General features: G+C 70.0%; 10 protein-coding genes. 8 read left to right on the top strand and 2 right to left on the bottom strand.

Features of this window, described 5'->3' with window-relative positions:
- Positions 1-12 precede the first annotated feature (12 nt).
- From QZ749_RS22725 to QZ749_RS22710, 4 genes are all read left to right on the top strand, one after another.
- A complete protein-coding gene (locus QZ749_RS22725; RefSeq protein ID WP_296951859.1) occupies positions 13-225 on the top strand; it encodes a hypothetical protein in 213 nt (70 codons plus the stop codon).
- Positions 226-378: 153 nt separating this feature from the next.
- Positions 379-1,413: a sulfate ABC transporter substrate-binding protein gene (locus QZ749_RS22720; protein WP_296951856.1), complete on the top strand. Its 1,035-nt coding sequence runs from the start codon at positions 379-381 to the stop codon at positions 1,411-1,413.
- Positions 1,414-1,631: 218 nt separating this feature from the next.
- Positions 1,632-2,663, top strand: a complete 1,032-nt coding sequence (locus QZ749_RS22715) for an SDR family oxidoreductase (protein WP_296951854.1) — start codon at positions 1,632-1,634, stop codon at positions 2,661-2,663.
- A 46-nt stretch (positions 2,664-2,709) separates the two neighbouring features.
- Positions 2,710-3,738, top strand: a complete 1,029-nt coding sequence (locus tag QZ749_RS22710; protein WP_296951852.1) for an SDR family oxidoreductase — start codon at positions 2,710-2,712, stop codon at positions 3,736-3,738.
- Between the two features lie 172 nt (positions 3,739-3,910).
- Here QZ749_RS22710 and QZ749_RS22705 read toward each other — a convergent pair whose 3' ends face one another.
- Together QZ749_RS22705 and QZ749_RS22700 are read right to left on the bottom strand one after the other, a co-directional pair.
- Positions 3,911-4,348, bottom strand: a complete 438-nt coding sequence (locus QZ749_RS22705; RefSeq protein ID WP_296951849.1) for a hypothetical protein — start codon at positions 4,346-4,348, stop codon at positions 3,911-3,913.
- Positions 4,349-4,445: 97 nt separating this feature from the next.
- Positions 4,446-5,513, bottom strand: coding sequence for a porin (locus tag QZ749_RS22700; protein WP_296951846.1), 1,068 nt, complete (start codon positions 5,511-5,513; stop codon positions 4,446-4,448).
- A 285-nt stretch (positions 5,514-5,798) separates the two neighbouring features.
- Between QZ749_RS22700 and QZ749_RS22695 the strand changes: the two genes are divergently transcribed.
- The 4 genes from QZ749_RS22695 (at position 5,799) to QZ749_RS22680 (ending at position 11,445) form a co-directional block, all read left to right on the top strand.
- The gene (locus tag QZ749_RS22695) at positions 5,799-7,115 is read left to right on the top strand and encodes an alpha-amylase family glycosyl hydrolase (RefSeq protein WP_296951844.1); all 1,317 of its coding nucleotides are present in this window, start codon (positions 5,799-5,801) and stop codon (positions 7,113-7,115) included.
- 187 nt (positions 7,116-7,302) lie between these two features.
- Entirely contained in the window at positions 7,303-7,689 is a 387-nt protein-coding gene (locus QZ749_RS22690) for a BlaI/MecI/CopY family transcriptional regulator (RefSeq protein WP_296951842.1), read from the top strand.
- Positions 7,686-9,305, top strand: coding sequence for a peptidoglycan DD-metalloendopeptidase family protein (locus QZ749_RS22685; protein ID WP_296951838.1), 1,620 nt, complete (start codon positions 7,686-7,688; stop codon positions 9,303-9,305). Before QZ749_RS22690 ends, QZ749_RS22685 begins: the two co-directional genes overlap by 4 nt.
- A 4-nt stretch (positions 9,306-9,309) precedes the next feature.
- Complete coding sequence (locus tag QZ749_RS22680; RefSeq protein WP_296951836.1) at positions 9,310-11,445, top strand: TonB-dependent siderophore receptor; 2,136 nt, start codon at positions 9,310-9,312, stop codon at positions 11,443-11,445.
- Positions 11,446-11,518 lie beyond the last annotated feature (73 nt).

The raw sequence follows: 11,518 nt of genomic DNA, 5'->3' as shown, positions 1-11,518 counted from the left end.
AAAGGGATCGTCATGACCACTCTGAACAGCTCCTTCGGCCTCGAATACGCCCCCACGCCTTTCCTGCTGCGCATCGGTCGCCGCGAGGCGCTGGTAACGCGCGATTTCCGCAAGCGCTTCTATCCGGTCAACCCCATCATCGAATGCGATACCGGCGTCGAGCCGGGCCATGTCGAAGTGCTGCTGTTCCGCCGCTGGCTGCTGATCCTGTCCAGGGCCCATTGATTCCCACGCGGCGCCGCGCATCGAAAAGCGCATAAGGTTCGTCGTTTACATTCGTTGTCTTTCGCCGGGCCGGAACCTACCCTGTGGTTCCGCCCGGGGTTTTCTCCGGCGGCATGCCTTACCGGCTTCCACCAGAAAAGAAAGAAGACAACGATGCTCCATAAAAAGATCGCCACCAGGCTGGCCACTGCGCTGGCCACCGCGCTGTCCGTCGGCCTGTTGCTGGCCCAGTCCGCCGCCTTCGCCGCCGACATCACCCTGCTCAACGTCTCGTACGACCCGACGCGCGAGCTGTACCAGGATTTCAACCAGGCGTTCGCGCGCCAGTACAAGGCCAGGACGGGCGACAACGTCACCATCAAGCAGTCGCACGGCGGCTCGGGCAAGCAGGCCCGTTCCGTCATCGACGGACTGCAGGCGGACGTCGTCACGCTGGCGCTGGCCTATGACATCGATGCTATCAGCGAGCGTGGCCTGGTCGCGCACAACTGGCAGCAGCGCCTGGCCAACCGCAGCACGCCCTACGCCTCGACGATCGTGTTCCTGGTGCGCAAGGGCAATCCGAAAGGCATCAAGGACTGGGCCGACCTGGTCAAGCCGGGCGTCTCCGTGATCACGCCGAACCCCAAGACCTCGGGCGGCGCGCGCTGGAACCACCTGGCGGCCTGGGGCTATGCGCTGCGCCAGCCGGGCGGCAGCGAAGCGACGGCGCGCGACTACATCGCCAGGCTGTACAAGAACGTGCCGGTGCTCGACTCGGGCGCGCGCGGCGCCACCACCACCTTCGTCGAGCGCGGCATCGGCGACGTGCTGCTGGCCTGGGAAAACGAGGCGCTGCTGGCCGTCAAGGAACTCGGCCCGGACAAGTTCGAGATCGTGGCGCCGTCCGTCTCCATCCTGGCCGAACCGCCGGTGTCGGTGGTCGACAAGGTCGTCGACAAGCGCGGCACCCGCGCCGTCGCCGAAGCCTACCTGCAATACCTGTACAGCGCGGAAGGCCAGAAGATCGCCGCCAAGCACTACTACCGCCCGCTGGTCGAGCCGTATGCCAAGCAATACGCGGCGCAATTCCCGGCCGTCAAGCTGTTCAAGATCGACGACGTCGCCGGCGACTGGACGAAGGCGCAGAAGGCGCACTTCGCCGACGGCGGCATCTTCGACCAGATCTACCAGCCGGGCCGCAAGTAAGCGTCGCGCCCGTCACGCCGTCCCCGCCGGCGGCGTCTGCGCCGGGGCGGGAACGGCGGCCTGCACGGCACGCCTTGCAAAACCTTGTCGCCACCATCATCTTGCAAAAAATGACTTGAAATCCGCGGCCGGGCCACGATTGTGGAATGAAGCCTGGCCGCCGGACGCGCTTGCCGCGCGGCGGCGGCCATTCTCCAACCGACAAGAAGGAGCAAGTCATGGCAGTGCAATTACGCAAGCTCGACGAACAGGTCGTCGTGATCACCGGCGCCACCAGCGGCATCGGCCTGACGACGGCGCGCATGGCGGCCGAGGGCGGCGCCAAGCTGGTGCTGGCCGCGCGCAGCGCCGACGCGCTCGACCAGCTGGCCAGCGAACTGCGCCGCACGGGCACGCAGGTCGCCACGGTCGCCGCCGACGTCGGCAAGCCGGACGACGTCGAGCGCATCGGCCAGGCCGCGATGCAGCGCTTCGGGCGCATCGACACCTGGATCAACAATGCCGGCGTCTCCATCTTCGGGCGCAACGAAGACATTCCCGTGGAAGACATGCAGCGCCTGTTCCAGACCAATTACTGGGGCGTGGTGCACGGCTCGCTGGAAGCGGTCCGCCACATGAAGACGCGCGGCGGCGGCGCCATCATCAACCTGGGCAGCGAGCTGTCCGACCATTCGATCCCGCTGCAGGGCATCTACGCCGCCTCCAAGCATGCGGTGAAGGCGTTCACCGATTCGCTGCGCATGGAGCTGGAAAAGGACGGGGCGCCGATCTCCGTCACGCTGGTCAAGCCGGCCGGCATCGAGACCATGTTCGTGCCGCACGCCCGCAACTACATGGACAAGGAACCCGCGCTGCCCGCGCCGGTCTACGCGCCGGAACTGGCGGCCAGGTCGATCCTGTACGCGGCCCAGCACCCGAAGCGCGACGTGTTCGTGGGCGGCGCGGCCAAGGCGCTGTCGGCCGCCAGCTTCGCCGTCCCGGGCCTGCTGGAACGCTACCTGCGCGCCACCATGTTCAAGCAGCAGAAGGCCAGGTCGGCCAGCGCGCCGAACCGCCAGGACGCCCTGTACGCGCCGGACCCGCGCCTCGAACTGCGCCAGCGCCAGGACAACGGCAAGGCGGTGGCCGAGCAATGCGCCTATACCGCGGCATCGCTGCGCACCGACAAGGTACTGCCGCTGCTGGTGGGCGGCGCCGCGCTGTTCGGCGCCTGGAAGCTGGCGCGCCGCCCCGGCCTGCGCGGCGCCTGAGCGCCCGCTCTCGACACCTTTGCACCGACAACAGGAAGGAGGAGCCATGTCTCCCGCACTCAAGAAACTGGAAGAACAAGTGATCGTCGTGACCGGCGCGACCAGCGGCATCGGCCTGGCCACGGCGCGCAAGGCGGCCCAGGCCGGCGCCAGGGTGGTACTGGTCGCGCGCGACGCCGACGCCCTCGACACGCTCGCCCACGAGATGCGCCAGCGCGGCGCGGAAGCGCTCACGGTCGCCGCCGACGTCGGCGACCCGGCCGACGTCGCGCGCATCGCACGCGAGGCTGTGCAGCGCTACGGACGCGTCGACACCTGGATCAACAATGCCGGCGCCAGCGTCTACGGCAACAGCGAACAGGTGGCGCTGGCGGACATGCAGCGCGTGATGCAGACCAACCTCTGGGGCTGCGTCAACGGCTCGCTGGAAGCCGTCAAGCTGATGAAGGCGCACGGCGGCGGCGCCATCATCAACCTGGGCAGCGAAGTGTCGGACCGCGCGATCCCGCTGCAGGGCACGTACGCGGCGTCCAAGCACGCCATCAAGGCCTTCACGGAATCGCTGCGCATGGAACTGGACAAGGACAAGGCGTCGATCTCGGTCACGCTGATCAAGCCGTCCGCCATCGCCACGCCCTTCGCCGAGCACGCCAAGAACTACATGGACCAGGAACCCGCGCTGCCGCCGCCGAACTACGCGCCGGAACTGGTGGCCGACGCGATCCTGCACGCGGCCGTCAAGCCGGAACGCGAGCTGTTCGTCGGCGGCCACGCCAAGGCGGCCTCGGTGCTGGGCGGCCTGATGCCACGCGCGATGGACCGCTTCATGCGCAGCACGATGTTCGACCAGCAGCAGTCCGACAAGCCGAGCCGCGCCGGCCGCAGCGACGCCCTGCACGCGCCGGACAGCCGCCGCGAACTGCGCGCGCGCAACCGCTCGGCGGCGCGCGTGAGCGAGCGCAGCCCGTACACGACGCTGGAAATGCAGTCGGCGCCGGTCAAGACGGCGTTGCTGGGTGGGGTGCTGCTGGCGGTGTGGGCGTTGGCCGGAAGGCCGGGGATGCGCAAGGCGTAGGGATTGCAGGCGGCGTCGGCAGGCGGTGGCGGGCACGGGTGCCCGCCACGCTGCCACGCCGCCGACGACGACCGCGGATACCCGCTTGCGGTGGATTGCTACGTAGGGTGGGCACCCCGTGCCCACCACGCCGCCGCGCCAGGCATGCCAGGCACGCCGCGGCGGCTACCGCTCATTTGCCCGGTGCAGGCCCGCGCGGCGGCTGGCTGCCGAGGAAATCGACGTCCTCGTCGGTCAGCGGCTGGTTCGGGATCGATTCGATGTGGTCGGTATCGATGTCGGCGCCGTCGCGCGCGACCGTGTCGCGGCCCGCCGCGGCGCGTTCGCCCGTGCCGCCGTAGTCGCTGTCGCCGTCCATGTTGGCGTCGCCGATGTCCGGGCCGGCGCTGTCGTGCGCATAGCTGGCCTCGGCGTCGGACGTACTGCCCGTATCCAGGTCCAGCACCTGGTCGTCGTCCAGGTTCGCGGCGAAGCCGGGGCCGCCGACCACGTCGCTGCCGGAATCGGAAATGTCGCTCGGGCCGAGCGAATCGATGCCGTGGCCCTTGCCCAGGCTGCGGTCGGGTGCTTCCGGAAAGTTATCCGGATCAAGTGTGCTCGTGCCAGTCATATTGCCTCCATGTGATGCAAAAAGAATACGAGGACAGGCTACCCGCTTTCGCGGTGCGGCGGCGCATGCCTGTCCCAGGGGAATCGGTGCCACGCGTTCAGAACGCGTGGCGCATACCGACGTTGATGGCGGAACTGCCGTTCGGCCGGATCCCGTCGCCGACCAGGATGCCGGCGCCGTTGGTGTTCACGGTGTGCGAGAACGCGGCGTAGAAGTCGGTCTTGCGCGAGAGCACGTAGCTGGCGCCGATGGCGAACTGGCGCGCGTCGCGGTTGGCGAGGTCGCGGTCGTTCTTGTGGATGAACGAGGCCAGGAAGGTGGTCGAGCGCGTCATCGGCACGGCCACGCCCATCAGCATGTCGCGGCTGTCGGTCGACGACGTGCTGGCCACGCCGGCGCTGTAGGGATTGTCCGGGTTGTACAGCGGCGAGCTGCCCCAGCCGCGGTTGGCCGCATAGGCCGCGTAGGCCGTGCCCCAGCGCATGCGCAGGTTGGCGGCGACGATGGAGTTCTTCGCGTCCATGTTGTTGCCGGCCAGGTTGTACAACTGCACCTGGGCGACGTGCCGGTTCTGGTGCGCCGCGCGCAACGAGATCGGCCCCAGGTCGTAGCCGACCGTCATGCCCCAGGCGCGGTTGGCCATCGAGCTGCCGCCCAGCGTGTCGACGGTCCAGGACGCATCGGTGGACACGCCGTTCATGCGGCTGCTGTAGTAGCGCACGTCGCTGTTGACGCGCGTGCCGGTCGGGTTGACCAGGTTGCTGGCCTGGCCGGCCGTCCCGGTATGGAGGGGATCGCCGACGTCGGCCTGGGTCAGGTATTCGAGGTTGTACTGGCGTCCCAGCGTGAAGCGGCCGGGACCGTCCCCCGGACCGAAGCCGCCCAGGCGGCCATAGGTGTGGCGCGGCGCGGCGGCGGCCGTCCAGTCGCCCTGGCGGCCGGCCTGCGCGGACGGCTCGCCGGCGAAGACGGCGATGTCGTGGCCGCCCGGCTGCTCGCCGACGTAGTGCAGGCTGCCGGCGCGGCAGTCCGCGCACGTTGCCTGCACGGACGCAGCGGCGTTGACGGTGGTGGCGCCGGCGCTCGAAGCCGGTAGCGCATCCTGCGCAAAAGCAAACGTCGTGCAGCCACCCAGCATGACGCTCGCAACGAAAGCCTTGTTCATGGCGAAGTCCTCTCTAGGCTTACGTTATCCTCTCGTTCGACGATCTGATCTGTCCAATATCGCACAAATCGCCCGCATATTTACCCCGTCTTCGTGTCGGTATATTCCGACGTCCGCTGTTTCCATATGAACGCGACGTGCACGCCGCGGCTTGCATAGCGGTGTTTCGGGCTTACAATGTCTTGCCGTGCCGTGTAATTTAATTACATCACCTTGGGCCATCCTGTTTTCGCACGGCGCCCGCCGACAAGGACAATAACGATCATGAGACAAATCGCACGTAACTTGACTACGCTGGCAATGGCGCTCAGCGCCTGCCTGGCGACTTCCCTTCCCGCGCGCGCCGCGGATGCCGGCATGGCCCCGATGCCGCACGTGGCCTGGTCGCGCAACGCCAACATCTACGAAGTCAATCTCCGCCAGTACACCAGGGAAGGCACGTTCACGGCCTTCGCCCGGCACCTGCCGCGCCTGAAGGCGATGGGGGTGGACATCCTGTGGCTGATGCCGATCCAGCCGATCGGCGAAAAGAACCGCAAGGGCTCGCTGGGCAGCTATTACGCCGTGCGCGACTACACCGGCATCAATCCGGAATTCGGCACGCTCGACGATTTCAAGGCGCTGGTGAAGCAGGCGCACGGCCTGGGCATGCGCGTGATCATCGACTGGGTCGCCAACCACACGGCGTTCGACCATCCCTGGACCGTCCAGCACAAGGACTGGTACCTGAAGGACGACAAGGGCGAGATCTTCCCGGTCACCTACACCGAGGGCGCCGAACCCGAGTACTGGACCGACGTCACCGGCCTGGACTGGCGCAACAAGGACCTGTGGAAGGGCATGACGGACGCCATGCTGTACTGGGTGCGCGAGACCGACATCGACGGCTTCCGCTGCGACGTCGCCGGCAAGGTGCCGACACCGTTCTGGAACCAGGCGCGCGCGGCCCTGGACCGCGTCAAGCCCGTGTTCATGCTGGCCGAGGCCGACAAGCCGGAGCTGCACGAGCACGCGTTCGACATGACCTACGGCTGGGACACCAAGGACCTGTTCAAGGACGTCGCCAAGGGCAAGGCCGATGCGCGCACCCTGCGCGCCTTCCTGGAGCATCCGCCCAGGGCCTTCCCGCCGGGCGCCTACCGCATGCGCTTTACCAGCAACCACGACGAGAATTCCTGGTCGGGCAGCGATACCGAACTCTACGGCCCCGCGTTCAAGGCGATGGCGGTGCTGGCCGCGACGCTGCCGGGCATGCCGCTCATCTACGGCGGCCAGGAAGCGGGCCTGGACAAGCGCCTCGCCTTCTTCGAGAAAGACCCGATCGACTGGAAGGACTACCGGTACGCATCCTTCTACGCCGGCCTGCTCGCGCTCAAGCACGACAACCCGGCCCTGTGGAACGGCCAGTACGGCGGCGCCGTCCAGGTGCTCGAGACGGGCAACGACAAGGTGTTCGCGTTCCGCCGCGCGCTCGGCGGCAATGCCGTGCAGGTAACGGTGAACGTGTCGGGTAGCGCCCAGCGTTACCGGCTGGCCGGCGGGGCGGCGGGCAAACTGGCGGCGTGGGACTATCGGATCGAGGCGCCCGGCAAGGGGCGTTGATCGCTCGCGGCATGTGTGGTGCGCACGGGGTGCGCACCCTACGGGACTTGGCAATCGATGACGTAGGGTGCGCTCCCCGAGCGCACCATGCCATGCCCACCCTTGACGCGACAAATGTCGCATAAACGTCTTGCATCGCATGCGACACCTGTCGCATAATGGCCGCACCGACACCACGGAGACGGCCATGGCCCACCCTGCGACGATCCCCTCCCCCACCGAACTGAGCCTGCTCAAGGCCCTCTGGAAGGACGCGCCGCTCAGCGCGCGCGCACTGCACGAACGCGTCGAGGCCGAACTGGGCTGGTCGTATTCCTCCACCCGCAAGACGCTCGAACGCATGCTCGACAAGGGCATGGTGGCGCAGGACGTGGCGGACGGCATCCAGGTCTACCGTCCCCTGCTGGAAAAGGTCGGCACGCTAGCCGCCTTCGCGCGCGACTTCAGCCAGCGCGTGATGGAGATGGAGGCGCCGCTGGCGGCGGCGATGTTCACCGGCAGCAAGCTGGTCGACGCGCGCGAGCTGGAACGCCTCGACCGCCTGCTGCAGGACTGGCCGGAGGACACGCCATGACGCCCGACCTCGCCATCGTCCTGCTGCGCTTCGGCGCCGCCTGCGCCGGCAGCCTCGCCTGCGCCTGGGTACTGGCCGCGCTGCTGCGCCTTGCCGCCGTCCGCTGGCCAGCGCTGGCCGCCCACCGCAGCGTGTGGCTGCTGGCCCAGGGCGCCGTCCTGCTGGCCTTCGTGCTGGCCTGCGCGCCGCTGCCGCGCGCCGCCCTGGCGCCGGCGCTGGCCCTTGCGCCCATCGCCGCCGACACGGCCGACGCCGACCTCGGCAGCGACGCCGACGCCAGCGGCCCGGCCACCGCGCCCATCGTCGCCACCCAGGCCGCTACCCCCGCCGCCCCCCATGCCGCCCGTCCCATGGTAGACGCCGCCCACGCGCTGCGCTGGCTGCCGGCCGCCTGGCTCGCACTCTACCTGGCCGGCCTCGGCTGGCACCTCGCACGGCGCCTGCGCGCCCGGCGCCGCTGGCAGGCGCTGCTGCGCGACCACACGCGCCCGATCGACGCGGCCGGCTGGCCGGCGCTCGACGACGCACAGCGGCGCCGCATCGGCGCGGCCGGCCTCGCATTGCGCACCACCGACCTGCCGGTCTCGCCCATGCTACTGGGCATCCTGCGCCCCTGCCTGCTGCTGCCCGCGCAGCTGGCGCAGCTGCCCGCCGGCCAGCAACGCCTGGTCGTCGAACACGAACTGACGCACCGGCGCCGCGCCGATCCGCTGTGGCTGGCCGTGTCCGGCGCGATCGCCCTGCTGTTCTGGTTCAACCGTCCCTGCCGGCGCCTGGACGACCTGCTGCGCGAAGCGGTGGAACTCGGCTGCGACGACGCCGTGCTGCGCGGCCGCGCCGCCACCGAGCGCCAGGGCTACGCCGCCGCCCTCGTCGCCCAGCTGCGCCTGCAACTGCAATGGCAGGCGCATCGGCAGGCGCATCGGCAGGCGCATTGGCCTGCCGATGCCGGCGCCCCCGCCTTCGGCAACCTGGGCGTCGCCGGGCGCGTGCAGCGCATGCGCAGCGCCACGCCGCCGCGCCTGTCCGGGCGCGGCCGCGCGCTGGTCGGCCTGGGCGCGCTGGGCACCGCCGGCGTCGCCACGCTGCTGCAGCCGGCATTCTCCACGGCCGCCGTCGCGCCGGCGGCGCCGCTGTCCGTGCCGCCCGCGCCGACCGCGCCGGAACCCTGGCGCTATCCGCTCGACCGGGTGCGCGTGACGGCGCTGTACGGCGTGCGCAGCCCGAGCGTGCCGCAGGGCCACCACGGCGTCGACTTCGCCGCGCGGCGGGGCACGCCCGTTCGGGCGGTGGCCGCCGGCACGGTCGTCGAAGCCGCGTTCAATCCGGCCTGGGGCCACTACGTGCGCGTCGACCACGGCGGTGGCGCCAGCTCGCTGCTGATCCACCTCGACCGCGCCGCCGTCGCCTACGGCCGGCGCGTGGCTGCCGGCGACCTGCTGGGCACCGCGGGCGCCAGCGGCCGGGCCACCGGTCCGCACCTGCACCTCGAATACTGGCGCGACGGGCGCCGCCTCGATCCCGCCGCCATGCTCGTGGACCTGTCCGCGCATGCCACCCCGACCGCCCTCGCGCGCCGCCGCGCCCAGGGCCATCCGATCCCTACCGACCTCTAAGACCATGACGATCCTTCGACACGGCAGCGCCAGCGCGCTGCTGGTGGCGGCGCACGCCTGCGCGGCCGCCCAGACGACACCCCAACCCATGCAGCAGGTCGTGGTCAGCGCCGGCGCCAACGAACAGCGCGCGCAATCGACGACCACGTCCATCGTGGTCGGCCGCGACGAGCTGCTGCGCCAGGGCGACACCAGCCTGTCCGACGTGCTCAAGCGCCAGCCCGGCATCACCGTCGACGCCAGCCCCGGCAAGGCGGCGGCGATCCGCATGCGCGGCATGGGCGCCGGCTACGTCGCGATCCTGCTCGACGGCCTGCCGGCGCCGGCCGGCTTCGCGCTGGAATCGCTCAGCCCGGAGATGGTCGAGCGCATCGAGATCCAGCGCACCGCCACCGCCGCGACCAGCAGCCAGGCGATGGCCGGCACCATCAACGTGGTGCTGCGCCGCGCCGGCGCCGCCAGGGGCGGCAAGGCGAACGAGATCAAGGCCGGCGGCGCCGTCGTCGACGGCTACGCCGCGCCGCAGCTGGTGGCGCAGCACAGCGGCCGCGCCGGCACGCTCGCCTACACGCTGGCGGCCGTGCTCCGGCGCGACGAGAATCCGGTGACGGCGGTCAGCACGGAAGTGGGCGCGCGCCCCGCCCTGCTGCGCCGCACGGCCTGGTTCGACCACCAGATGAGCGACTTCCTGGAACTGGCGCCGCGCCTGTCGTGGCAACCGAACGCGCTCGACACGATCACCTCGCAGGGCTACCTGCGCAGGCGCCACATCGACAACGCCAAGCGCGAGACCGAGACCGCCGTCGTCGGCAGCTCCACCGCCTTCCCGCACGCGTCGCAGACCTACGAGGCGCGGCCCCTGTCCGCCTACGCCGACGTCGCCTGGACGCGCAAGCTCGCCGGCGGCGCGCGCCTGACCACCAAGCTGTCCGGCTTCGCGCTGGAGAACGACGCCGACTTCGACTACCGCGGCATGGACCTGCAGGACCGCTTGCGCGAGACGCACCGCGTCGCCTCCGGCCCGACCGAGCGCGAATGGACCTTCAACGGCAACTGGCGCAAGCCGATCCTGGACGGCCACGCGCTGGCGGCCGGCTGGGAATTCGGCCGCAAGCGGCGCACCGAATACCGGCGCGAGCGCCAGACCGACGCGCAGGGCGCGCTGCTGCTCGCCAGCGACGAGGACTACCGCGCCACGGTGGCGCGCACCGCCTTCTTCGTCCAGGACGAATGGGACATCGACGACGCCTGGTCGGCCTACGTGGGCCTGCGCCGCGAAGACCTGCACACCACCGGCGCGGGCAATGCGCACGCCGCCGTCGACGTCGATGCCGGCGCCTGGAGCCCGATCTTCCAGGCCCTGTACAAGCCGCCGCGGCGCGACGGGGACACCGGACCGCGCGACCAGTTCCGCCTGGCCGCCAGCCGCACCTACAAGGCGCCGAACATCGTCCAGCTGATGCCGCGCCGCTATACGGTCGACAACAACAACAGCGCCACCAACCCGGACCAGCAGGGCAACCCGAACCTGCGCCCGGAACTGGCGCTGGGCATCGACCTGGCATGGGAACGCTACATCGGCAAGGACGACATGGTGAGCGCGAGCGTCTTCCACAAGACGATCCGCGACGTCACGCTGTTTCGCACCTACCTGAGCGACGGCGTGTGGATCGCCACGCCGGACAACCAGGGCAAGGCGACGGTCTACGGCATCGAGGTCGAGGGCAAGGCGACGCGCGGGCCGCTGTCGGGCCGCGCCAACCTGGCGCGCAACTGGTCGACGATCGACAGCGTGCCGGGCCCGGACAACCGCATCGAGGGCCAGGCCGCCTGGAGCGGCAACCTGGGCCTGGACTACAGCGCCGCGCGCTTCGGCGCGGGCGGCACCTGGACCTACCGGGGACGCGTGGCCAACCGCAGCAGCGCGGTCCTGTCCAGCGACGACGCCCCCAAGCGCCAGCTCGACCTGTACGCGCTGTGGAAGCGCGACGCGAACGCGCGGCTGCGGGTGTCGGTATCGGACCTGCTGCACCGGGACTACCGCGAACGCCTGTCCTACGAGGGCGACAGTCCGCTGGCACGCACCACCGTGTATCGGGTGCATGCGACGTGGCGGGTGGTGTGGGAACAGGCGTTATAGCGATTTGCGGACGTTAACACCGTCGCCCCGGCGCAGGCCGGGGTCCAGGTTATTGGCGCAGCCGGACCGCATG

The sequence above is a fragment of the uncultured Massilia sp. genome (assembly GCF_913773735.1).
Taxonomy (GTDB): domain Bacteria; phylum Pseudomonadota; class Gammaproteobacteria; order Burkholderiales; family Burkholderiaceae_D; genus Telluria.
This window is presented reverse-complemented; position numbering and strand designations above follow the sequence as displayed.

Excerpts from the sequence above, each read along its gene's own strand:
- QZ749_RS22725 (WP_296951859.1), top strand. The coding sequence starts at position 13 with ATGACCACTCTGAACAGCTCCTTCGGCCTCGAATACGCCCCCACGCCT.
- QZ749_RS22720 (WP_296951856.1), top strand. The coding sequence starts at position 379 with ATGCTCCATAAAAAGATCGCCACCAGGCTGGCCACTGCGCTGGCCACC.
- QZ749_RS22715 (WP_296951854.1), top strand. The coding sequence starts at position 1,632 with ATGGCAGTGCAATTACGCAAGCTCGACGAACAGGTCGTCGTGATCACC.
- QZ749_RS22710 (WP_296951852.1), top strand. The coding sequence starts at position 2,710 with ATGTCTCCCGCACTCAAGAAACTGGAAGAACAAGTGATCGTCGTGACC.
- QZ749_RS22705 (WP_296951849.1), bottom strand. The coding sequence starts at position 4,348 with ATGACTGGCACGAGCACACTTGATCCGGATAACTTTCCGGAAGCACCC.
- QZ749_RS22700 (WP_296951846.1), bottom strand. The coding sequence starts at position 5,513 with ATGAACAAGGCTTTCGTTGCGAGCGTCATGCTGGGTGGCTGCACGACG.
- QZ749_RS22690 (WP_296951842.1), top strand. The coding sequence starts at position 7,303 with ATGGCCCACCCTGCGACGATCCCCTCCCCCACCGAACTGAGCCTGCTC.
- QZ749_RS22685 (WP_296951838.1), top strand. The coding sequence starts at position 7,686 with ATGACGCCCGACCTCGCCATCGTCCTGCTGCGCTTCGGCGCCGCCTGC.
- QZ749_RS22680 (WP_296951836.1), top strand. The coding sequence starts at position 9,310 with ATGACGATCCTTCGACACGGCAGCGCCAGCGCGCTGCTGGTGGCGGCG.